Origin of the sequence: Sphingomonas sp. SAFR-052 (assembly GCF_051965015.1) — a bacterium.
Taxonomy (GTDB): domain Bacteria; phylum Pseudomonadota; class Alphaproteobacteria; order Sphingomonadales; family Sphingomonadaceae; genus Sphingomonas.
The window spans coordinates 16,929-39,451 of sequence record NZ_JBQCMO010000010.1 but is presented as its reverse complement, the minus strand read 5'-3'; the positions used below and the strand labels follow the sequence as shown (position 1 = coordinate 39,451).

At 67.6% G+C, this 22,523-nt stretch carries 21 protein-coding genes; 6 read left to right on the top strand and 15 right to left on the bottom strand.

What is annotated here, in order from left to right; genetic code table 11:
- Positions 1-3: 3 nt before the first annotated feature.
- From ACTHQV_RS15885 to ACTHQV_RS15840, 10 genes are all read right to left on the bottom strand, one after another.
- Positions 4-1,140, bottom strand: a complete 1,137-nt coding sequence (locus ACTHQV_RS15885) for a TIGR03087 family PEP-CTERM/XrtA system glycosyltransferase (protein ID WP_440491647.1) — start codon at positions 1,138-1,140, stop codon at positions 4-6.
- The gene (locus tag ACTHQV_RS15880; protein ID WP_440491645.1) at positions 1,137-2,231 is read right to left on the bottom strand and encodes a FemAB family XrtA/PEP-CTERM system-associated protein; all 1,095 of its coding nucleotides are present in this window, start codon (positions 2,229-2,231) and stop codon (positions 1,137-1,139) included. The genes ACTHQV_RS15885 and ACTHQV_RS15880 overlap by 4 nt, the downstream gene beginning before the upstream one ends.
- Positions 2,183-3,022 (bottom strand): XrtA system polysaccharide deacetylase, encoded by an 840-nt coding sequence (locus ACTHQV_RS15875; protein ID WP_440491643.1) that lies wholly within the window; start codon positions 3,020-3,022, stop codon positions 2,183-2,185. Before ACTHQV_RS15875 ends, ACTHQV_RS15880 begins: the two co-directional genes overlap by 49 nt.
- A gap of 9 nt (positions 3,023-3,031) precedes the next feature.
- Positions 3,032-4,153, bottom strand: a complete 1,122-nt coding sequence (locus tag ACTHQV_RS15870) for an AAA family ATPase (RefSeq protein ID WP_440491642.1) — start codon at positions 4,151-4,153, stop codon at positions 3,032-3,034.
- A 115-nt stretch (positions 4,154-4,268) separates the two neighbouring features.
- Positions 4,269-5,870, bottom strand: a complete 1,602-nt coding sequence (locus tag ACTHQV_RS15865) for a hypothetical protein (RefSeq protein ID WP_440491640.1) — start codon at positions 5,868-5,870, stop codon at positions 4,269-4,271.
- The gene (locus tag ACTHQV_RS15860; RefSeq protein ID WP_440491639.1) at positions 5,870-6,760 is read right to left on the bottom strand and encodes an AAA family ATPase; all 891 of its coding nucleotides are present in this window, start codon (positions 6,758-6,760) and stop codon (positions 5,870-5,872) included. The genes ACTHQV_RS15865 and ACTHQV_RS15860 overlap by 1 nt, the downstream gene beginning before the upstream one ends.
- Positions 6,761-6,774: 14 nt before the next feature.
- On the bottom strand, positions 6,775-8,298 hold the full coding sequence (locus ACTHQV_RS15855; RefSeq protein WP_440491637.1) for an XrtA system polysaccharide chain length determinant: 1,524 nt from the start codon (positions 8,296-8,298) through the stop codon (positions 6,775-6,777).
- Position 8,299: 1 nt separating this feature from the next.
- Positions 8,300-8,932 (bottom strand): XrtA/PEP-CTERM system exopolysaccharide export protein, encoded by a 633-nt coding sequence (locus ACTHQV_RS15850; RefSeq protein WP_440491636.1) that lies wholly within the window; start codon positions 8,930-8,932, stop codon positions 8,300-8,302.
- Positions 8,933-9,065: 133 nt separating this feature from the next.
- The gene (locus ACTHQV_RS15845; protein ID WP_440491634.1) at positions 9,066-10,298 is read right to left on the bottom strand and encodes a pyridoxal-dependent decarboxylase, exosortase A system-associated; all 1,233 of its coding nucleotides are present in this window, start codon (positions 10,296-10,298) and stop codon (positions 9,066-9,068) included.
- Positions 10,295-11,788 (bottom strand): AMP-binding protein, encoded by a 1,494-nt coding sequence (locus ACTHQV_RS15840; protein WP_440491633.1) that lies wholly within the window; start codon positions 11,786-11,788, stop codon positions 10,295-10,297. Before ACTHQV_RS15840 ends, ACTHQV_RS15845 begins: the two co-directional genes overlap by 4 nt.
- Positions 11,789-12,108: 320 nt before the next feature.
- On the opposite strand from ACTHQV_RS15840, the gene ACTHQV_RS15835 reads away from it, so the two are divergent.
- Genes ACTHQV_RS15835 through ACTHQV_RS15825 form a run of 3 tightly spaced genes read left to right on the top strand, consistent with a single transcriptional unit; the run spans position 12,109 to position 13,810 of the window.
- Complete coding sequence (locus ACTHQV_RS15835) at positions 12,109-12,381, top strand: acyl carrier protein (protein WP_056451629.1); 273 nt, start codon at positions 12,109-12,111, stop codon at positions 12,379-12,381.
- On the top strand, positions 12,378-13,034 hold the full coding sequence (locus ACTHQV_RS15830) for a hypothetical protein (protein ID WP_440491631.1): 657 nt from the start codon (positions 12,378-12,380) through the stop codon (positions 13,032-13,034). Before ACTHQV_RS15835 ends, ACTHQV_RS15830 begins: the two co-directional genes overlap by 4 nt.
- Positions 13,019-13,810, top strand: coding sequence for a hydrolase 1, exosortase A system-associated (locus ACTHQV_RS15825; RefSeq protein WP_440491629.1), 792 nt, complete (start codon positions 13,019-13,021; stop codon positions 13,808-13,810). Before ACTHQV_RS15830 ends, ACTHQV_RS15825 begins: the two co-directional genes overlap by 16 nt.
- Here ACTHQV_RS15825 and metH read toward each other — a convergent pair.
- The 4 genes from metH to ACTHQV_RS15805 all read right to left on the bottom strand — a co-directional run bounded on the left by metH (position 13,797) and on the right by ACTHQV_RS15805 (position 19,570).
- Positions 13,797-16,487: a methionine synthase gene (metH, locus tag ACTHQV_RS15820; protein ID WP_440491627.1), complete on the bottom strand. Its 2,691-nt coding sequence runs from the start codon at positions 16,485-16,487 to the stop codon at positions 13,797-13,799. The genes ACTHQV_RS15825 and metH overlap by 14 nt on opposite strands.
- A 118-nt stretch (positions 16,488-16,605) precedes the next feature.
- Positions 16,606-17,655 carry a homocysteine S-methyltransferase family protein gene (locus ACTHQV_RS15815; RefSeq protein WP_440491625.1) on the bottom strand — a complete coding sequence of 350 codons (1,050 nt, stop codon included), beginning with the start codon at positions 17,653-17,655 and terminating at the stop codon, positions 16,606-16,608.
- A gap of 23 nt (positions 17,656-17,678) precedes the next feature.
- Complete coding sequence (gene metF / locus ACTHQV_RS15810; RefSeq protein ID WP_440491623.1) at positions 17,679-18,620, bottom strand: methylenetetrahydrofolate reductase [NAD(P)H]; 942 nt, start codon at positions 18,618-18,620, stop codon at positions 17,679-17,681.
- The gene (locus ACTHQV_RS15805) at positions 18,617-19,570 is read right to left on the bottom strand and encodes an ArsR/SmtB family transcription factor (RefSeq protein ID WP_440491621.1); all 954 of its coding nucleotides are present in this window, start codon (positions 19,568-19,570) and stop codon (positions 18,617-18,619) included. Before ACTHQV_RS15805 ends, metF begins: the two co-directional genes overlap by 4 nt.
- Before the next feature lie 130 nt (positions 19,571-19,700).
- Between ACTHQV_RS15805 and ACTHQV_RS15800 the strand changes: the two genes are divergently transcribed.
- The 3 genes from ACTHQV_RS15800 (at position 19,701) to ACTHQV_RS15790 (ending at position 21,251) form a co-directional block, all read left to right on the top strand.
- The gene (locus ACTHQV_RS15800; protein ID WP_440491619.1) at positions 19,701-20,042 is read left to right on the top strand and encodes a hypothetical protein; all 342 of its coding nucleotides are present in this window, start codon (positions 19,701-19,703) and stop codon (positions 20,040-20,042) included.
- 73 nt (positions 20,043-20,115) lie between these two features.
- Positions 20,116-20,298: a hypothetical protein gene (locus ACTHQV_RS15795; protein ID WP_440491617.1), complete on the top strand. Its 183-nt coding sequence runs from the start codon at positions 20,116-20,118 to the stop codon at positions 20,296-20,298.
- Complete coding sequence (locus tag ACTHQV_RS15790; protein WP_440491615.1) at positions 20,295-21,251, top strand: aldo/keto reductase; 957 nt, start codon at positions 20,295-20,297, stop codon at positions 21,249-21,251. The genes ACTHQV_RS15795 and ACTHQV_RS15790 overlap by 4 nt, the downstream gene beginning before the upstream one ends.
- A gap of 39 nt (positions 21,252-21,290) precedes the next feature.
- On the opposite strand, the gene trxB is transcribed toward ACTHQV_RS15790, so the two are convergent.
- The gene (gene trxB, locus ACTHQV_RS15785) at positions 21,291-22,262 is read right to left on the bottom strand and encodes a thioredoxin-disulfide reductase (protein ID WP_440491614.1); all 972 of its coding nucleotides are present in this window, start codon (positions 22,260-22,262) and stop codon (positions 21,291-21,293) included.
- Positions 22,263-22,523 lie beyond the last annotated feature (261 nt).

Here is a 22,523-nt window from a genome sequence, read left to right as displayed (position 1 = left end):
TACTCACAGCTCCAGCAACCCAGCCAGCGGTGCCAACCGCGCATCCCAGCCATAGCGCGCGATCGTCCGCGCCCGCGCCGCCTGCCCCAGCGCAGACGCCGTGGCAGGATCATCAAGCAACCCCCTGATCTCGCTCGCAAACGCTCCGGCGTCCCCGGCAACCCGGATCGATCCGCCATGATCGATCCCTTCCGCCGCCGCGGTCGAGGCGACGACCGGCCTCGCCATCGCCATCGCCTCCAGCACCTTGTTCTGCACGCCGCGCGCCAGCAGCAGCGGCGCCACGACGACATCCGCCGCGGCGATCGAGCCGCGCACATCGGCGACCTCGCCGGTCACGATCACCCGCTCCCCCGCCAGCGCCCGAACCGCCGCCGTAGGACTGCGCCCGACGATCGCGAACCGCCCCGGCACGTCCGGCAGCACTTCCTTCACGAACCAGCGCACCGCATCGACATTCGGCCGATAATCCATCTGCCCGGTGAACACGATTAGCGGCCCTGCCGTCTCGACCGGCACAACCGCCGTGGGATCGAAATAGCCGGTGTCGATCCCGTTCTCGACCGCTTGCGCCTGCCCGCCGAACAAAGCCGCTTCGGCCGCGCTGACGAACAGCGTCGCCTGCGCCCGCGCCGCCACCGCCCGCTCGAACGCCCCCAGCAGCCGCGCCTCGCGCCGCAGCATCCAGCGCATCGGCCCGCGCGCATCCGCGGCGTACCCTGAGAACTTCGCCGAATCGAGGTCGACGAAATCCATCACGAACCGCGCGTCGGCGGGCAGATACTGCGCCATCTGCCCCGAATAGACATAGATCGCATCGTAACGCCGCTCACCCAGCAAACCCGCCACCGCCGCCCGCATCGCTTCATGATCGAACGCCGTCATCGACACCGGCCGCCCGCTCACCAAAGCCTCGACCGCCGCCCGCGCATTGCCCTTTGTCCGCGGCACCACCACCGTACTAGCGCACCATTGGCTGAGCGCCGCATCATGCCCCAGATCGCGGGGATCATCGGCAAACGCCGCCAGATGCACCCGCCCCAGCGTCGAGAGATGCCGCATCACATGGTGGCTGCGCACCTTGTCACCGCGATTGGGGGGATAGGGGACGCGGTGGGTAAGGAGCAGGATGTCGCTCACCCCAGCCCCTTCGCGATCCACGGCCCGACCCGGTTCGACACCGCCAGCGGCAGTTTCTGCCAAGCCGCGATCTTCAACCGGTATTTGGGATTGAGCGGGCTGGCATCGCGCGGCGCCGCGCCATCGGCGGTCCAGGTCGGATAGCCGAGCGGTTCGCCGACGAACCCCCAATTCTTCTTGTACGCCGCCGGCCCGGTCCCGACCTTCGACCGTCCGAAATCGAACCGCTCGCATCCGCGCCGCCGCGCATGGCGCATCAGTTCGAAATACATCCGCTCGTTCGCACGCAGGCCCCGCGCCTCGGCCGTGCCGCCCCCCCAATAGGGATAGACCGTCCCACGCCAATAGACCGACAACACACTCGCCAACGCTTGTCCTTCGTGGCGGATGGTCAGCACATCGGCATCCTCGCCGAATGCCGCCACGACCTCGCGGAACAGCGCCTTCGGGAACACCGGCGTGCCGAGATTGCGCACCGACGTGCCATACACGCGGAAATGCTCGGCCAGCGCCGCCGCACCGCGCCCGATTGCCACCTCGAACGGCGCGGCCAGCGCCTTGCGGACATCGGCGCGCTGCTTGCGCGGGATCGCCAGCAATTCCGCATCGTCATCCGCCGCCAGGGGCCGCACGAAGCCCAGATAGCGGCTGTCGTCGAACGTCCAGCCGCCCGCATCGATCGCCGCCCCGCCGCGCATCTCGATCGTCGGACAGCCCAGCTCGCGCGCGACGCCCACCGCCGCCTCCGCCAGCATCCGCGCCGCCGCGCCGTCGCCCAGCACCCCGCCGCCGACCCCGAAGCCGGTCGACACCAGCGCCGCCCCGAACAGCGGCGATCGCACATGGGTCAGCGGCACCAGACCGGCCAACGCCCCAGCATCCTCCGCCAGCAGCATCCGGTACGCCTGCCCGCACCCCGCCGCCGTCGCCTCGCCCCAGACCGGCAAGTGGAACGGCGTGGCATCGGCCCGCGCCGCGACGAACGCCACGATCCGCGCGCGTTCGCCGACGTCGCCCAGATTTGCCCGCCGGACGCGCAGGCTCACAGTGCGACCGCACGCTCGGCGACGATCGCATCGGCCCGACCCCATTCGTGCCGCGCCATCAGCCGCTCCAGCTTGCCCGCCATCGCGCCAAGCCGCGGATAATGGCGCAGCTTCGACTTCAGCGGCGCATTCGCCACCCGCGGCTGGCCGGGATCGATCTCCCATGGGTGGAAATAGAACATTGCCGGATGCGCCTCCACCCGGTTGCTGCGCACCACCGCATCCTCGACCACCTTGTTCGGCAGCAGCCGGAAAAACCCGCCCCCCGCCGAGACATCGCGCCCCAGCACCTTCGCCAGCGTAATCGGCCATTCGATCAGCGCATTGCCCGTTACCGGCCGGTACAGCCCGCGCGGCGCCCCCGCCCAGCCATAATGGTCGTGGGTCAGCGGCGCGACCGACGACGAATAGGCATAGCCGGCATCGGCCAGCACGCCGTGCGCCCACGGCGTCCGCGCATCGATCGAAAAACTCGGCGCGCGATATCCGGTCACCGCCTGCCCGCCGGCGTCCTCCAGCACCGTCCGCGCCCGCGCCAGATCATCGCGAAACTGCTCGGCGGTCATCGTGAAAACGCGCTTGTGGTCCCAGCCATGGCTCGCCAGCTCATGCCCGCCGGCGACGATCCGCTGCATCAGCGCCGGAAACCGATCCGCCACCCAGCCGAGCGTGAAGAAGGTCGCCGTGACGCCAGCAGCAGCGAACAGGTCGAGCACCGCATCGGTATTCGCCTCGACCCGGTGCTCCAGCGCGTCCCAGTCGCGCCGGTCGATCACCGTTTCGAACGCGCCGACCTGAAACCAGTCCTCGACGTCGACCGACATCGCGTTGCGCATGGGGAAACCTCAGCCGGCGACGCGCACGGACGTCAAATCGGGCCGGCGCTGTTCGCCCTCGACCCAGTCGACCAGCAGCGTCAGCACCCGGCGCAGCGCCAGGTCCTGCTGCTCCAGCCGCGATTCGAGCGATTCGATCCGCGCCAGCAACGCCGCGGTATCGGCGACCGGGGCCGCCGGACGCTGCCCGCTGTCGACCACCGACAGATGGATCGGGCGCGGCGGCATCGGCGGCGGGGTCGGGGTCATCGGCCGCGCCTCGGCGTCGCCGAACGCCGCCGGCTCGTCCGCCTCGGCATCGCCCGCGCGGCTGCCCAGCCCGTCCTTGTCCAGATCGGCGATCACATTCTCGACGTCGAGCGCACCGAACCGGTCGATCCCCTCGATCGCGCCGAACAGCAGCACCCGGCTCGCCAGTTGGTTCAACCGGCGCGGGATGCCCCCCGACCAGCGATGCAGCGACTCCAGCGCATCGGGCGAGAAGCTCGGGCTGCCGCTCCATCCGACCACGCGCAGCCGGTGCTCCAGATACGGGCCGACCTCCTCGACCTCCATCGGGTCGAGGTGATGCATCGCGATCACCCGCTGGCGCAGCTGTTCCAGCCGGTCCGATCCGTGCAGCCGCTGGCGGAATTCGGGCTGGCCGAGCAGGAAGATCTGCAACAGCGCATAGCCGCCCGCCTGGAAATTCGACAGCATCCGCAATTCTTCGATCGACGCGACCGGCAACGACTGCGCCTCGTCGATCACCAGCAGTGTCCGCCGCCCCGATCGCGCGACATTGTGCAGCCCGCGCTCGATCCCGCTCAGCAACTGCGCCTTGGTCAACCCGTCGTGCTCGACGTCGAGGCCGGCGGCAACCAGCCGCAACAGGTCGTCGGCCTCGATCTGGGTCGTGACGATGCGGATGACGTTCAGCCGCGCGGCATCGATCGTCCGCATCAGATGGCCGAGCAGCGTGGTCTTGCCGGTACCCGGATCGCCGGTGATGACGATGAAGCCCTCGCCCTGGCTCAATCCATAGCCGAGATACGCCATCGCCTTGCGATGCGTCGCGGTATCGAACCAGAAGGCCGGGTCAGGCGTCAGCTGGAACGGGCGACCGGTCAGGCCATAGTGATCGTCGTACATCAACATCTCCGTTGGGAGTTGTATAACCCCCGATCGGTTTATTCTTCTTAAAATTTCGCGGGCTGCGTGGTTCGCAGAAGTCGGACCTTCCGTCACGCACGCGCGACGCAAGGCCCTAGAACCGGTACCCGATCCCCAGCAACGCCTGCGCGATCACGTCGGACTCGGCGCCTTCGACATCGAACCCGTACAGCCCCGCGGTCAGGCTGCCATAAGCGCGCCCGAACCGGCGATAATAGCCGCCTTGCGCGCCGGCGCCCCATGCGTCCAGCCCGCCCTCGATCCCGCTGACGAAATAATTGCCATAGACGTCGATGCCGATCGACGACCGCCCGTCGATCGCCCATTGGCCGAAGCCCTGCACATAATAGCTCTCGTCGCGCGATCGATAGACGACCGCGCCCGGCACCGGCGGGAGGTAGAAGCGCCGACTGGCATAGCCCGCGCCCAGCCCCAGCCGGGTCGGCCCGCGGGTGATCGAATAGACCGCGTCGATGCCGCGCGCGCGGAACGTCGCCGCGCTGATCGACTGGAATACCGGGGTCAGGCAGGCGCCGGCATTCGACTGCCCCTCGGGCGTCACCCCGCCGCCGAACACGCACCCGCCATAGCGCGCGCCGAACGGGTCCTGCCCGTCGATATAGTTGATCGGCAACTGCGCCAGCGATCCGGTCAGCTGCCGGCCAAAGGTGGTGACGCTGTCATACACCCCGACCTGCACCGCCGCGCCCGGCCCGGTCTGCCATTGCAGCGACGCGGTATAGCTCATCGAACCGTAACGCCGGCCCAGCCGGGCCTCCAGCGCGGTGCGCGGCGACGGCCGCCACAGCACGCCCGCATCCCAGATCAGCCCGTCGATGTCGTATGCGATGCGCGGTGCGGATGCCGGATCGGTCACGAACCGCCCCGCCCCGTCGAGCACTGGCTGGCCCTGCGCATCGAGCAGCGGATCACGCTGCGTCACCTCGATCTTTTCGTACCCCACGCCTCCGACCGCCGCCAGCGTACGGGTGATCGGCAGTACCGCGTCGACCCGCCCGTATGCGCCTTCGAATCTCTGGTCGAGTTGCCCGGCATCCTCGCGCAGCCATGCGCCCGACACCGTGAAGCCGATCGGCAGGATCGTGCCCGCCCGCGTGCCGGCGCTGCCCATCACCAGATGGCTGGTCGCCTCGTCGAAATAATCGACGCGCCGTTGGCCCGGCGCCAGGTCGATCGCGCCCGGCGCCTCGGCCTTCACATAGCCGAATTGATAGGTGCCGTTGACCGCGAACGGCCCGACCCGCGTCGCGATCGTCGGTCCGGCGTACAGGCCATAGACCTGCGCGGTGTTGACGTTGCTGGCGTTGACGAACGGACCGAAGCCGCCACCGCGCTGGTCGCCGCGCGCCCGCGTCGCGATCGCCCCGCCTTCCAGGTTCAGCCAGCGGGTGATGGCGACATTGGCGCGTGCCAGCCCCGAATGGATCTCGCCGTCGCCGAAATCGCTGCCCCAGTCGAAAATCCGCTGATACTGGTAATTGGCCTGCACCTGCACGCGCTGTGTCGTGATCTGCGCATCGATGCCGGCGGTCACCTGCGTATAGGTCACCACATCGCCGTCGGTCAGGTCGGCGGCAACCGCCTGTCCGACCTCGATATAGGGGCTGACATCGACCCGCTGCGCCTGTGCCGGCACGGCGGTCGCGACCAGCACCGGCAGGACCGCCGCCCGCATCAATCCTGTTCCTGCCCGTAATAGCCGAAGCGCGGCCCCTCGGCGCGATAGGTCGTCGCGTTCAGCAACAACTGTATTTCCTCGCACCCATCCAGCAACGCCACCGCTCCGCGCAGGTCGGATTCGCTGCTGCGATCGGCCCGCACCACCAGCACCGTCTGCCCGACCAGCGTCGCCAGCACCGCGGCCGGCGACGCCGCGAGCGCTGGGGGCGAATCGAACAGGATGATGCGATCGGGATCGGCCGCCAGCAGCGCGTCGAACACCGCCCGCGCCCGGTCGCTGCGCAGCAACTCGGTATCGGCATGGGTCCGCTTCCCCGCCGGCAGGATCGACAGCTGCGGCACGTCGGTCGGGATCACCAGCGCCTCGGGATCGACGCTCGCATCGCCCAGCGCGTCGAGCAGCCCGCGTTCGGCCTTCAGCCCCAGCCGGTCGAGAATGTCGGGCTTGGCGAAATCGGCATCGACCAGCAGGACGTTCAGGTCGCGCTCCGCCGCCAGCGACAGGGCCAGGTTGATCGCGCAAAAGGTCTTGCCGTCGCCCGGCTGTGCCGAACACAGCAGGATCATCCGGGCTGCATCTTCGTCGCGCTTGGCGATATCGGCACCGGTCGCCAGCAGCTGGCGCTTCACCAGCCGGAATTCCTCGGCCAGCGCGGTCACCGGCCCGCCGGGGACCAGCATCCCGCCCTCGGCCAGTGCATCGCGATCGATCTTCGCCGGATCGACCGGCCGGATGCGCGCGGCGGGCATCGGCTTCCTTGGCGCAGGCGCGACCTCCGCGACCGGTTCGACCGGGACCTCAGGAGCCGGCCCCATCTGCCAACGCGCTGCCGCCCGCTCCAGCAGCGATTGGCTCCGCAGGCCACGATGCGACTGATCGTTCACTGGCCGTCCTCCCTTCAGGCTACCAGCCCGCGTTGCGCGAACTCGAGGCCCAGCAACAGCACGAACGCGGCGAGCAGCGCCCCCGCCCCGCCGGCGAACAGCTTCAGCCGCCGCTGGCGTTCGGCCCGTACCGCATCGGTCACCACCTCGCCGATCGCGCCCAGCACCGGCATGCCGCTGATCTTCTCCAGCCGGGCGACGGTCGCAAAGCTGGTCTTCAACCGGCTGAGCGCGAACGCCGCACCGACCCCCGCGCCGATCCCGACGACCAGCACGCCCAGCAGCAGCAGCGGCCGGTTCGGCGCGGTGGGTGCACGCGGCTGGGTCGGCGGGTCGATCACGCTGAACTTCACCGCATCGGTATCGGTCTGCACGCTGCTTTGCAGCCGCACCTGCTCGCGATTCTGGAACAGCGTATCATATTGTCCTTTAAGCGACGCGATATCGCGGTCGAGCTGCGACTGCTGCGCCGCCGCCTGCGGATCGGCGGCGATCTTCGCCTGCAATCCGTTTAGTTGCCCTTCGATCTGCTGCTTGCGCTGCGTCAGTTCCGCGACCGTCGCCTGCCGGTCGGCCTGCGTCGCGCGCAGTTGCAGGTAGAAGGGATTGGGCGATGCCGCCGTCCCCCCGCTCACGCCACCGCCCTCGCCCCGTGCCGCCGCGCGTGCCGCTACCAGCTGCCGGTTCAGCGCCACCATGTCGGGATGCGCATCGGTCCAACCCCGGCTGCGCCCCTCGGCGATCTGCCCCTCGATCGCGTTCAGCCGGGCGCGTGCCGGCCCGACCGTCGCCGTCCCCGCCGTTCCCGGCAGCGTCGCCGCCGTACCCGCCAGCTGCGCGTTGGCCGCCGACAGGCTCGATTGCGCCGCCGCAAGGTCGCCGTCGATCTGCGCCAGTTCGGCGCGGGCGTTCGACATGCGGTCGTCGAGCGACCCGGTCCCTGGCAGCATCGCCATATACTGCGCCTGAAACGCCTGCCGCCGCGCCTCGGCATCGGCCAGCTGACGCTGCCGCTGGTCCAACTGCTGGTCGAGGAAGCGCAGCGACTGCACCGTCGCATCGCGGTCGCTCGCCAGATTATCCTCGACGAAGATGTCGATCATCTTCTGCACGATCTCGCGCGCCAGTTTCGGATTGCCCGCCGTCGCCGAAATCTCGAACAGATTGTCCTGTTGCGCGGTCAGCTTGATCGCGTTCTGCAGCGACGCCACCCGGTCGGCCACGTCGCGGTCGTTGGCGATCGTCTCCGCCATCGACGTGCCGCGCACCACCTTTTCCAGGTTCACCGCCGAGGTCAGCGTCTGGCGGATGCGATCGATATCCTTGGCCTGCGCATTCTGCGCCACCGCCGCTTCGGCACCGGGCAGGACCTGCCGCATCTCGACCATCACCCGCGCGGTCGATTGATAGCTGTTGGGGATCTGGCTGACGACCAGCCACCCGGCCAGACACACGCCCCACGCAATCGCCAGCGCGATCCAGCGCCGCTGCCAGATCGCGTGGAGGATCAGCTTCAGCTCGCCAACCAGCCCGTCCATCTCAGAACATGCTCTCGGGGATGATGATGACGTCGCCCGGCTGCAACTTCACATTGGCACTCGAGTCGCCATTCTTGAGCAGGCTCGAGATGCGCAGGCCGAACTCCTGCTGCTTGCCCGTCGTCCGGTCATAGCGGACCAGCCGCGCGCGGTTGCCCGACGCATATTGGTTCAGCCCGCCCACCGCGATCATCGCGTCGAGCAGCGTCATGTTCGCCCGGTAGGGCAGCGACGCCGGCTTCTCGGTCGCACCGACCACCCGCACCTGCTGGCTGAAGGTGCCTGAGAAATTCTCGACGATCACCGATACCAACGGGTCCTTCACATATTCGCCCAGTGCCAGCTTCAGGTCGTCGGCCAGCATCGCCGGCGTCTTGCCGGTGGCGGGCATGTCGTTGATCAGCGGCGTGGTGATCCGCCCGTCGGGCCGCACCTGCACCTTCGCCGACAGTTCGGGATTGCGCCAAACGAAGATGCTCAGCTGGTCGAGCGGCCCGATCACATAGGCCTCGCCCGGTGCCTCCTTCGCCTGCACGAACGGCGCGGGCGGCAGTTCGGGACGCGTCGCGCCGCCGGCGCAACCGCCCAGCACCGCGCACAGCGCCACCCCGGCAACTCCACCCTTTCGACGCATATCACTTCCTCGTTCGAACGCGCACGGCCCGGACCGCGCAGGACTGTAGCCCGCTATGCCGGCCAAGGGGTAAATATCCGGTTGAGTACAGCGCCAAGCGCCGACCCTGTCCCATTTTGCGACAGTCGGTGGGTCACCCGCCACCCCCGACCAGCAATTCGCGCGCCGGCGGATGCCCCAGAAACGCGGCCGGACTGGCGGTCGCGCCGTACGCCCCCGCCTGGAACAGCACGATCGTATCGCCGACCGCGACCGGCGGCAGCGCCACCCGGTCCGCCAGCCGGTCGAGCGGCGTGCACAGGCACCCGACCACCGATGCGGTCATCGTCGCCGCCGCGTCCATCCGCTCGGCCACCGCCACCGGATAGTTGCGCCGCACCACGGTGCCAAAATTACCGCTCGCCGCCAATTGGTGATGCAGCCCGCCATCGACCACCACGAACGTCTCGCCGCCGCTGTCCTTCACATCGACGACCCGCGTGCAATAGACGCCCGCCTCCCCGACCAGCCAGCGCCCCAGCTCGACCGCGAACCCGGTCTGGCGCAACGCATCGCCTCGCACCGCCAACCGCTCACCCAGTGCTGCCCCGACGCTTTCGACATCGACCGGCATATCGCCCGCGAAATAGGGGATGCCGAACCCGCCGCCGAGATTGATGAACGCCGGCACCGCGCCCGCTTCCTCCGCCAGCCGTTCGGCCAGCGTCACCGTCGCCGCCTGCGCCTCGATGATCGCCGCGCTGTCGAGCGTTTGCGACCCCGCAAAGATATGAAACCCATGCCAGTCCGCCCCGACCGCCACCAGCCGCCGCACCAGCGCCGGCACACGCGCCGCATCGATCCCGAACGGCGAAGCACGCCCGCCCATCCGCATCCCCGACCCGCGCAGTTCGAAATCGGGGTTCACCCGTACCGCGATGCGGGGGGCCACCCCCAGCCGATCGCCTATCGCCAGCGCCCGATCGGCCTCGCCCTCCGACTCGACATGCAGCGTCGCGCCCGCCCCGATCGCCGCCGCCAGTTCATCGTCGCGCTTGCCCGGCCCGGCAAAGCTGATCGCCGCCGCCGGCTTCCGTCCCAGCGCCATCGCCAGTTCGCCGCCCGACGCCACGTCCAGCCCGTCGACCAGCGGCGCGATCATTTCCAGCACATCGGGATGCGGATTGGCCTTGATCGCATAATGCACCCCGACCCCGTCCGGCAGCGCCGCGCGCAACCGCGCCACCCGCGCCGCGATCGCCGCCCCGTCATACAGGAATGCCGGCGTATCCCCGGCACGCGCCAACAGTTCGGCGAAATCGACCCCGCCGACCATCAACCGCGACTGCCCGGCAAAGCCCGCCGGGATCGGCCCGATCGGCTTCATGCCACCGCCCCTTCCGCCAGCGCTCGCACCGCCACCCGGTCGAGCTTGCCATTGGCGTTGCGCGGCATCGCCTCGACCCAGACATAGCGCGCCGGCTGCTGGAAACTCGGCAGGTCGCGCCGGAGCCGGGCGCGCACCGCTTCCTCCGCCCCGTCGATCGCCGCGCGCGCGACGACGACGATCGCCTGCCCCTGCCTGGGATCGGGCAGCCCCACCGCCACCGCCTCGGCGACCTCACCGCCGGCCTCGACCACTTCCTCGATCTCGGTCGGGCTGATCCGGTTGCCCGCCACCTTCATCATCTCGTCATCGCGTCCCACGAAGCGCAGCAATCCGTCCGCCCCTTCCGCCACCGTATCGCCCGACCATACCGCCATGCCGCCGCTCGCCATCCACCCCGGCGCCGGCCGAAAGCGTTGCGCGGTCCGCGCGACATCCTGCCAATATCCCTGCGCCACCAGCGGCCCGGCATGGACCAGCTCGCCCGGCTCGTCCGGCCCGGCACGACTGCCATCGGCGCGCACCACCGCCACCTCGGCAAAGGGGATGGCGCGGCCCATCGCCTCGGGCTTCGCATCGATCAGGTCGGGGTCGAGATAGGTCGACCGGAACGCCTCGGTCAGCCCATACATCGCAAACAGTTCGGCACTCGCAAAACGCTCGCGCAAGCCGCGCACCAGACGCGGCGTCAGCGCCCCGCCTGAATTGGTCAGCCGCCGCAACCGCGTCGCCGTCTCGGCCGGCCACTCCGCCTCGAGCAACTGCGTCCATAGCGGCGGCACGCCGGCAAGCGTCGTCGCCCCGAACCGCTCGACCGCCTTCACCACGTCACGCGCGGTCAGATAGTCGAGCGGTACCACCGCGCCCCCCGCCGCCCAGGTCGAAAGCAGTTGGTTCTGCCCGTAATCGAAACTCAGCGGCAGCACCGCCAGCACCCGGTCATCGGGCGTGATCCGCAGATAGTGCGCGACCGAAATCGCCCCCAGCCACAAATTGGCATGGGACAGCATCACGCCCTTGGGCCGCCCGGTCGACCCGGAGGTATAGAGGATCGCCGCCAGCGCGCCCGGATCGCCATCGCTGGCTCCGACCGGCACGCCCTCGGGCGCCTCAGTCACCACCGAACAACCGCCGGGCACATCCCCCGGCTCCAGCGCCGCGACCCGCGCCGCCTGCGTCACCAGCAGCGACGCCCCGCTATCGGCGAGGATATGTGCCACCTGCGCCCGTTTCAGCGCCGGATTGACCGGCACATGCACCAGCCCGGCGCGCGCCGCCGCCAGCGGCATGACGCAGGCCAGCCGCGTCTTGGGCAACCACGTCGCCACCCGCGCCCCTGCCGGCAGTCCCTGCAATCCCCCCGCCACCCGCGCGACCAGCGTTTCGAGTTCGGCAAAGGTCAGTATGCCCTCGCGGTCGATCAACGCCGGCGCATCGGGGTCGCCACGCAACGGCAAGCGATCGATCGTCTGCGGAACCGGATCAAGCATGTCCGCGCCTTAGACCAGTTGCGGCTTGGATTGAACCGGCGAGGCTAGGTGGAGAGTCGAAGATCCGTTTCGAAGCACCTGCGGCGTGGAATCCAATCCAATCAGCCAGCCGTGCCCCCGCGCAGGCGGGGGCCCAGAGCCAAGCAAAACAACGGCCTGCGACTGCAACCCTGGACCCCCGCCTGCGCGGGGGTACGACAGACGATCCTATATCGAACCTCAAACCATACCCCGCCCCCCAACCGGCCACCTTGGCATCCCGCCGCCCACCCCCTAAACACCCGCGATCCGGCGAGCCGATCGCCGACAGGGGAAACGACGTGATCGCACAGGGTTCAGCATCGACCGAGGAAACCGTCCGCGCCGTGTTGCGCGACGTGCTGGGCCTGTCCGCCGAACGTGCTGCCGCGTTCGACGATGCGACGCCGCTGTTCGGCGCGCTGCCCGAACTCGATTCGATGGCGGTCGCCGGCGTCCTGACCGAAATGGAGGACCGCCTGGGCATCCTGATCGAGGACGACGATATCGACGGCGAGACGATGGAAACCTTCGGTTCGCTGGTCCGCTTCGCGAGCGCCAAGGCGCCCGCTTGATCGACCGCTACGACTGGCCCGGCGGCAGCGAGGCGCTCTGGCGTTTCGGTCCCGCCACCGGACCGGTCGTGCTGTTGCTGCTGCCCCCGTTCGAGGAGGCGAACCGCACCCGCACCTTCGCGGTCGGCCTGCTCCGTGCGCTCGCCGCCCGCGATACCGCCGCGATGCTGCCCGACCTGCCCGGACAGGGTGACAGCCTGATTCCGACCGAAGCCGTCACGCTGGCCGACTGGCGCAGCGCCGTCGCCGCGCTTGCCGCCGCGACCGACCGTCCGGTCATCACCGCCGCGATCCGCGCCGGCGCGCTGCTCGACCATAACGCCGACGTCGCCGGCCGCTGGCACCTCGCCCCGCAATCGGGAGATCGGCTGCTCCGCGAACTGACCCGCATCGGTATCGATCGCGGCCCCGACATCGCCGAAGTTGGCGGCAACCGCCTGTCCATGACACTCCTCGACGAACTCGAAACCGCAACGCCTGCAACCACGCAACCGCTGCGGACCGTTCGCCTCGGCACCGATCCCGGCCCCGCCGACCTGCGCCTCGACGCCGCCCCGCTCTGGCGACGCAGCGAACCCGGCGACGATCCCGCCCTCGCCGATGCCCTTGCCGACGACCTCGCCGCATGGAGCCGTGCATGCGCCGGCTGGTAACCATCCCCTGCGCCGGCGAAACCATCGCCGCGACGCTCGATCCCGCCGAAGGTGACACCGCGCTGCTGATTGTCTCGGGCGGCAACGAACTGCGCATCGGCGCGCATCGCGGCATGGCGTTGCTGGCGTCATCGGTCGCCGCGGCCGGCTATCCGGTGCTGCGCTACGACCGGCGCGGCATCGGCGATTCGACCGGGACCAACGGCGGATTTCTGTCGGCGGCGACGGACCTTAGCGCCGCCGCGACGTGGCTCCGCGCCACCACCGGCGCCACGCGCATCCTCGGCTTCGGCAATTGCGATGCCGCGACCACCCTGGCGCTGTTCCATGCACAGGCCAGCATCGACCGCCTGCTACTCGCCAATCCGTGGGTCGTCGAACCAGCGGGCGACCTGCCGCCCCATGCTGCGATCCGCGCAACCTATGCCCAGCGACTGGTTTCGCCCTCCGCATGGCGGCGGCTTTTGACCGGCCGTGTCAACTTCCGCCGCCTGACGCGCGGATTGGTCACCCTCGCCACCGATCGCCAGGCCCCAACTGGCCTGACCAATCGCTTCGCCGAGGGTCTAAGTTCCGGGGTGCCGGTCGAAATCCTACTGGCGAGCGGCGACCACACCGCGACGGCATTCCTCGCTGCGTGGCACCTTCGTCACCTTTCGCAACTGCGCGCCCGTATCCCCTTGCACCAGCACGATTCCGCCAGCCACAGCTTCGCCCGCCCCGCCGACCGCGACTGGCTGCGGACACAGGTCCTGGCCGCCCTCAATCGAGATTAGGCCGCAGCCACCGCTCCGCCTGCTCGACGCTCACCCCGCGCCTCGTCGCATAGTCGGCCAACTGGTCCCGCCCGATCCGCGCCACCCCGAAATAGGCGCTGTCCGGATGCCCGAAATAAAACCCCGACACCGCCGCCGTCGGCAGCATGGCAAAGCTGTCGGTCAGCGTGATTCCAGTGGCTTGGGTCGCGCCCAGCATCTCGAACAGGATCGGTTTCTGGCTATGGTCGGGGCACGCCGGATAGCCCGGCGCCGGGCGGATACCGCGATATTGCTCGCGGATCATCGCCTCGTTGGTCAACTGCTCGTCGGGCGCATAGCCCCACAGCACCGTCCGCACATGATGGTGCAGCCGCTCGGCAAACGCCTCCGCCAGCCGGTCGGCCAGCGCCTTGAGAAGGATGTCCTGATAATCGTCATTCTCGGCCTTGAACCGCGCGATATGCGGGTCGATGCCGTGGATGCCGACCGCGAACCCGCCCATCCAGTCGCCCGCCGGATCGACGAAATCGGCCAGACACATATTCGCCCGTCCCTCGCGCTTCTGCACCTGCTGGCGCAGGAACGGCATCCGGATGGCATGGGTTGCATGGCTGTTCTGCAGCGGCGTCGCGAACTCGTGCGGCACCCCCGACAGCGGCGATACCCGCCCCGCCTCCAGCGCTGGTTCGATCTGTTCTGCGGGCACGTCGACGATCACGTCGTCGCCCTGCGCATGGGCGTGCCACAGTGCCGCAACCCCCTTCGCCGTTAGCCATTTTTCGGCGATGATCCGGTCGAGCATCGCCTGGGCATCCTCGTACAGTGACGACGCACTCTCGCCCACGACCTCATCGGTCAGGATCGCCGGGAAATTCCCCGCCAGTTCCCACGCCCGGAAGAACGGCGTCCAATCGATATAGTCGCGCAGGTCCGCCAAATCCCAATCGTCGAACACATGCCGCCCGGGCTGTGCCGGCGCACCCGGCTTCTGCGCAAAATCGGTCTTGAAGCCGTTGTCCCGCGCGTCGGCGATCGGGGTCAGCTCGCTCTGCCCCTTGCCCGCCCGCGCGATCCGCACCGCCTCGTAATCCGCCGCGACCTGCTCGACATAGGCATCCCGCCCGGTCTCGCTCACCAGCGTCGTCGCGACACCCACCGCCCGGCTCGCGTCGAGTACATGGACAATCGGCCCGTCATAGGCCGGTGAAATGCGCAGCGCGGTATGGACCTTGGACGTGGTGGCGCCGCCGATCAGCAGCGGCATGGTCATGCCCGCGCGCTTCATCTCCTCGGCAACGGTGACCATCTCGTCCAACGACGGCGTGATGAGGCCCGACAGTCCGATCATGTCGGCGTCGTTCTCGTTGGCCGCTTCGAGGATCTTAGTCCACGGCACCATTACGCCTAGATCGACCACGTCGAAGCCGTTGCACTGAAGCACGACGCCGACGATGTTCTTGCCGATATCGTGCACGTCGCCCTTGACGGTCGCCATGATGATCTTGCCCTTGCCCTTCGCACCGGGCTCCTTGGCGGCTTCGATGAAGGGCAGGAGATGGGCGACCGCCTTCTTCATCACCCGCGCCGATTTCACGACCTGCGGCAGAAACATCTTGCCCGACCCGAACAGGTCGCCGACGACGTTCATCCCGTCCATCAAAGGTCCTTCGATCACCTCGATCGGGCGGGCGAATTGCTGACGGCATTCCTCGGTATCGTCGACGACGTGCGCGTCGATGCCCTTGACCAGTGCATATTCGAGCCGCTTGACGACCGGCAGCGACCGCCATTCCGCCGCTGCCTTCTCGGCGACCGCGTCGGTGCCCTTATACTTCTCCGCCAGCGCGATCAGCCGGTCGGTCGCGCCCGGATCACGGTTGAGGATCACATCCTCGCAGGCGGTGCGTAGGTCGGGATCGATCGTGTCGTACACGTCGAGTTGCCCGGCATTGACGATCCCCATGTCCATCCCCGCGGGAATGGCGTGGTAGAGAAAGATCGAATGCATCGCGCGCCGTACCGGCTCGTTGCCGCGGAAGCTGAACGAGAGGTTCGATAGCCCGCCCGAGATATGGCAGTGCGGGCAACGCGCCTTGATCTCGCGGCACGCCTCGATGAAGTCGACGCCGTAGTTGTTGTGCTCTTCGATCCCCGTCGCCACCGCAAAGATGTTCGGATCGAAGATGATGTCCTCGGGCGGGAAGCCGATGGTCATCAGCAGGTCGTACGCGCGGGTACAGATCTCGACCTTGCGCGCCTGGGTATCGGCCTGCCCGACCTCGTCGAACGCCATCACCACGACCGCCGCGCCATAGTTCATGCAGATGCGGGCATGGCGCAGGAACTGCTCCTCGCCCTCCTTCATGCTGATCGAATTGACGATCGGCTTGCCGCTGACGCATTTCAGCCCGGCCTCGATCACGTCCCATTTCGAGCTGTCGACCATCACCGGGATGCGCGCGATATCCGGTTCGGCCTGGATCAGCTTCAGGAACGTCGTCATCGCATGGTGCGCGTCGAGCAGCCCCTCGTCCATATTGACGTCGAGCACCTGCGCCCCGCTCTCGACCTGCTGCAGCGCGACCTCGACCGCAGCGGCATAGTCGCCGGCCATCACCAGCTTCTTGAAGCGCGCGGAGCCGGTAACGTTGGTGCGTTCGCCGATATTGACGAAATTGGTCGAGGCGTTGGTCATCGAAACTTTCTCTACCTCTCCCCTTCAGGGGAGAGGGTCGGGGAGAGGGGAAATCGGAGAGGGCGGTGGACTGCCCCTCTCCCAACCCTCTCCCCTGAACGGGAGAGGGCTAAGTGGGTCACGCTGCCATCGTGAACGGCTCGAGACCCGCAAGCCGCGTTCTAACCGGCACGCTCGGCACCCGGCGCGGAGCGACGCCGCGCACTCGCTCGGCCATCGCCTTGATATGCGCAGGCGTCGATCCGCAGCAGCCGCCCAGCACATTGACCTGGCCATGATCGGCCCAATCACCGACCAGCGCAGCAGTGGTCGCCGGCGCCTCATCATAGGCGCCCAGTTCGTTGGGCAGCCCAGCATTTGGATAGACCATGATGAGCGTGTCGCAGATGTCCGACAGGGTCTTCACATGCGGGCGAAGCTGTTCCGCGCCGAACGAGCAGTTGAGTCCGATCGTCACCGGCTTGGCATGACGGATCGCGTGCCAGAACGCCTCGACCGTATGCCCCGACAGGTTGCGGCCCGACAGGTCGGTCAGCGTCATCGACAGCATGATGGGCAGGTCGCGGCCGAGTGCCTGCCCCGCCTCGATCGCCGCCATCACCCCCGCTTTAGCATTGAGCGTATCGAACACCGTCTCGATCAGCACGAAATCGATGCCGCCATCGACCAGCGCGTCGATCTGTTCGCGGTAGACGGTCTTCAGATAATCGAAATCGATCTCACGATAGCCCGGATCGTTAACGTCGGGCGACAGTGACAGTGTCTTGTTCGTCGGCCCGATCGCCCCGGCGACGAAGCGCGGCCGACCGTCGCGCGCGGCATAATCGTCCGCCAATACCCGCGCGATCCGCGCGCTCTGGATATTGATGTCGGCGACCAGCGCCTCCGCACCGTAATCCGCCTGGCTGATGAGGTTGGCACTGAACGTGTTGGTCGACACGATATCCGACCCGGCGTCCAGATAGGCGCGCGTAATCGTCTCCGGCACCTCAGGCTTGGTGATCGCCAGAATGTCGTTATTGCCCTTCTGATCGTGGCCCAGCGTCAGGCTGCCGGCATAGTCGGCCTCGGACAATTTCCAGTTCTGGATCTCGGTGCCGAACGCGCCATCGGTGATGAGGACGCGCTTGGCAGCTTCGGCGTTCAGCCGTTCGCGGGCGGAGGTCATGAGTCTTCCTTCGGACGTTCGGATCAGGCGGCTGCCGCGACCGGCGTCGGCTTGGGCCGCAACCCTAGCAGGTGGCAGATGGCGTAGGATAGTTCGGCGCGGTTGAGCGTGTAGAAATGGAAATCGCGCACGCCGCCCGCATACAGCTTGCGGCACATCTCGGCCGCGACCGTCGCCGCGACCAACTGCCGCGCGCCCGGATGGTCGTCCAGTCCTTCGAACAGCCGGTCCATCCAGGCGGGGATCGACGCGCCGCACAGCCCGGCGAACTTGCGCACCTGCCCCACATTCGACACCGGCAGGATACCCGGCACCAGATCGGCGGTGATCCCCGCCGCGCCCGCCGCGTCGCGGAAGCGGAAAAACGCCTCGGGCGTGAAGAAGAACTGCGTGATCGCCCGCGTCGCGCCGGCATCGATCTTGCGCTTCAGATTGTCGAGATCGGCGGCCTGGTGCGCCGAATCCGGGTGACATTCGGGATAGGCGGCGACCGAAATCTCGAACGGGTGCAGCTTCTGCAATCCCGCGACCAGATCGGCGGCATTGGCATAGCCATCGGGATGCGCGACGAACTTCTGCCCCATCGTCGGCGGATCGCCGCGCAGCGCGACGATGTGGCGCACCCCCGCCTGCCAATATTCCTCGGCGACCTGATCGATCTCGGCCTTGCTCGCCTCGACACAGGTCAGATGCGCGGCGGCGGGCATCGACGTCTCGCGGGCGATGCGGGCCACGGTGGCATGGGTCCGTTCGCGGGTCGATCCGCCCGCGCCATAGGTCACCGACACGAACTTCGGCGCCAACGGCTCCAGCGCGCGCACCGTTTCCCACAGCGCCGCTTCCATCTTTTCGGTTTTGGGCGGAAAGAATTCGAAGCTGACCGCACAGTCGCCCGCCAGATCGGCGAACAACGGCGCATCGAGCGCGCGCCGCGCTTCTTCGAGGTCGGAAATGGTAGGAGTCATGCCGCCTTCACCTCTCGCACGTCGAACGTTCGCCGTGCCATCCAGAGTTTTACCGTCAATTCGCCGCCACCCAGCGTCTGAGTCGATACCGGCGCTAACCCCGCATCGGCGAACCATCCGAGCATCTGTTCGTCCGAGAAGCCGAGCCGGGCATGGGCATCACGCTGTCGCAGTTCCTCGCGCGCATGCGGTGCGAAATCGCAGATCAGCAGCCGCCCGCCCGGGCGCAGGACCCGCGCCGCCTCTTCGATTGCGGCGCCGGGATGCTGCACGAAATGCAGCACATGATGCAACACCGCCGCATCAGCGACGGCTGCGGCCAGCGGCAGCGCATGAATGTCCGCCTGCCGCAATTCGGCATGGTCGAGCCCCTGTTCGGTCAGCTTCGCACGTGCCAGTCGCAGCATCTCCGACGAACGGTCTATGCCGATCGCCTGCGTTGCCTGCGGGGCGAACAGTTCGAGCATCCGCCCGGTGCCGGTACCGATATCGACCAGCAGCCCGATCGGCTCGGCACCCAGTGCCGCGACCATCGCCGCCTCGACCTGTTCCTCGGCAACATGGAGCGATCGGATCGCATCCCATTCCCTGGCATGCGCCTCGAACCAGGCCGCAGCCGCCGCGGTCCGGTCCGCGCGTACGGCCGCCAGCTGCTCGCGATCCGCAACCGTTGCCTTATCGTCCGCCGGCACCCATGCATCGAGTGCCGCCAGCAATGGACCGACGAGCGCCCGCTGTCCGAGTGCAACGAAGACCCAGCTGCCTTCCTTGCGCCGTACCGCCAGTCCGGCATCGCACAGGATCTTGACGTGACGGCTGACCCGTGGCTGGCTTTGATCGAGCACTTGCGCCAGTTCGCCGACCGACAATTCCATCGCCCGCAACAACATCAGCACCCGTAACCGAGTGGCGTCGCTCGCCGCGCGCAGGATATCGAGGGCTGGAATCATGAATCTTCATATAAAGATATCTTTATATGAGGTCAATCGATCGTGCGCTGTGCTGCACCATCATTCCGCCAAGGAAACTGTCGCCGGGTTGGCGCGTTGGGCGGCGGATCATAACGGAAGGGAAACCGCCATGAAAAAGCTTCTCCTGCTGCCGCTCGCCGCTGCCGCCCTCTCGATCGGCGCCTGCAGCCAGAAGGCGCAGAACGAAACGGGTGAGGCCGCCGATGCTGTCGCTGCCGACGTGAACGCCACGATGGGTGAGGCTGTCGACGACGTGCAGGCCGCCGGCGAACGCGCACTGGGCGCCGCAGAAAATGCGACCGATCGCGCGGGTGACAAGATCGAGAACGCCGCCGATAGTGCCGGTGCGGCCATCGATCGTGGCGCTGCCAAGGCCGATGCCGCCGCCGACAACGCGCAGCGCGATGCTGGCCGGGAACTGGAAAAGGCCGGGCAAGACATGCAGCGCTGACCCGAACCGATTGGAAGCGACAGGCCGCTCCCCGATGCAACGGGGGGCGGCCTTTTTCGTTGGGAGATGATCGATGCGCCAGTTGCTTGCCCTCGCCCCGCTGCTTCTCGCCGCCTGTAGCGGGGGTGACGAACCGTCCGGGCCGGGTGGCGTAACCCAGAGCGAAGCCGCAGCGCTCAACGATGCAGCGGCGATGCTCGACGCGAACAGCATCGACGGCAACGTACTGACGTCCCAACAGAAAGAACCCCGATGACCGATGTTCCGATGCGCACGCTCGGTGCGACCGACCTTGCCACCCCGCCCCTGATCCTCGGCGGAAACGTCTTCGGCTGGACGATCGATCGTGCACAGAGTTTCCGCATCCTCGACGCCTTTGTCGACATGGGCGGCACGATGATCGACACCGCCGATGTCTACTCGGCTTGGGTCGATGGGCATAAGGGCGGCGAGTCGGAAACGATCATCGGCGAATGGCTGCGGCAATCGGGCAAGCGCGACCGCGTACTGATCGCGACGAAGGTCGGCATGCTGCCCGGCGAGGGCGGCGAGAAGCTGGCCCCGGCGCGGATCGCGGCGGCGGCGGAGGCGTCGCTCGCCCGGCTCGGCACCGATCGCATCGACCTGTATTACGCCCATCAGGATGACGAGGACGTGCCGCAGGCCGAATATCTCGCCGCGTTCGGGCGGCTGATCGATGCCGGCAAGGTGCGCGTGCTCGGCGCCTCCAACTTTCGAGCGCTGCGCCTCAAATCGGCGATCGATCTGGCGGTTGCCGAGGGGCTGCCGCGTTTCCACGTCCTGCAACCCGAATATAATCTGGTCAGCCGCCACAAATATGAGGGCGAGCTCCAGAACCTCTGCGTCGAGCACAATATCGGCGTCGCGCCATACTACGGCCTCGCCGCCGGGTTCCTGACCGGCAAATATCGCACGACCGACGACCTGTCGCAGAGCGTGCGCGGCGCCGGCATGGCGAAGCTGCTCGAGGGCAAGGGTGCGGCGGTGCTGGCGGCGATGGATACGGTCGCCGAGGAAACCGGCGCGACGCTCGCGCAGCTGGCGCTGGCATGGCTCGCCGCGCAAGAGGGGGTGACCGCGCCGATCGCCAGCGCGACCAGCGTCGCGCAACTCGAGGAATTAGTCGGGTCGTGGCGGGTCGAACTGACTACCGACCAGCTCGCTCGGTTGACCGACGCCGGCGCGTGATGACAGCGCGGGGGTGTTCACACACCCCCGCCCAATCGGTTATTCGGCAGCTTCGGCCAGCTCGTCGAACTCGGCCGCTTGCAGGAAGCGTTCGGCATCAAGCGCAGCCATGCACCCGGTGCCGGCCGCCGTCACCGCCTGACGATAGACCTTGTCCATCACGTCGCCGCACGCAAATACGCCGGGCACGCTGGTCCGTGTCGATCCGGTTTCGACTGTAATATAGCCGTCCTCGTCGAGCGCCACATGGCCGCGGAACAGTTCGGTCGCCGGGTGATGGCCGATCGCGACAAATCCGCCATCGACGTCCAGCATCGACAACTCGCCGGTCACAGTATCCTTGAGTTCGATACCGACCAACCCATGCGGATCACCACCGCCGACGAAGCGCTCGACCTGCTTGTTCCACAGCACGCTGATCTTGTCGCTGGCAAACAGCCGCTGTTGCAGGATGCGTTCGGCGCGGAAGCTGTCCCGGCGATGGATGATCGTCACGTCGTCGCTGTGATTGGTCAGATACAGCGCCTCTTCGACGGCGGTGTTGCCGCCACCGATCACTGCCACCTTCTTACCGCGATAGAAGAACCCGTCGCAGGTGGCGCAGGCAGACACGCCCTTGCCCTTCAACAACTCCTCACTATCCAATCCCAGCCAGCGCGCCTGCGCGCCCGTCGCGATCACCAAGACGTCGCCCTCGTAGACGTCGCCACTGTCGCCGGTCAGCCGGAACGGACGGCGAGTCAGATCGACGTCGACGATCGTGTCCCACATCATCCGCGTGCCGACATGTTCGGCCTGCGCCTGCATCTCGCCCATAAGCCATGGGCCCTGCACTACATCGCGAAAGCCCGGATAGTTTTCGACGTCGGTCGTGGTCATCAACTGACCGCCGGGCTGAATGCCCTGCACGACGATCGGCTCCATACCAGCGCGCGCGCCATAGATTGCGGCAGACAATCCCGCTGGCCCCGAGCCAAGGACGAGCATGCGGGTATGATGGGTCACAGACATTGCAATAGTTCCGTTCGAAGCCTTTGCGCCGTCTAATCAGACGCGCCGTTCGAACGCAACATGGGTCGTCCCCAGGCTACCGCAACCCACGCCGCCGGCCGCCCTAGAGAACGACTGCGAGCACCACCCCCCAAAACGGCAACGCCAATAGCGTGCAGAGGATCAGGCCCGTCATATTGCGTGGACGATCGCGCGATCCGTCGAGCATCGGGCGACGCTGACTGATGGTACCCATTATCCGAACCTCTCCGGTTTCGTTGT